General features: G+C 55.7%; 1 protein-coding gene. It reads right to left on the reverse strand.

Annotated features, from left to right (window positions below; all coding sequences use genetic code 11):
* Positions 1-255, reverse strand: a 255-nt coding sequence (locus ACWXWW_RS18180) for a hypothetical protein (RefSeq protein WP_455971431.1), incomplete at both ends; no start/stop codon positions are given.

Raw genomic sequence — 255 nt, forward strand, 5'->3', positions numbered from 1 at the left:
CTGCATGTACTGGGCTTCGGCTGTGCGCCGGTGAGAAAACAGCGATACACGGTGCGATTCGTTATGCTTAAAAGGCCACAGCCAGCCATCAGGCAAGCCGTGGTCAATCGGGATAGCGTGGGTGTTTTCCGGGTAAGTTTCTTCGTAACTGCGGCTGCTGTCGATAATCACCGGCAGATTCAGGTGATGCCATTTCTCACCACTCCCGCCACGCAGCAGATAGCCGCTCAGGTCGTGGTAGTGAATGCGCTGCAT

Source organism: Microbacterium sp. KNMS (assembly GCF_053851835.1).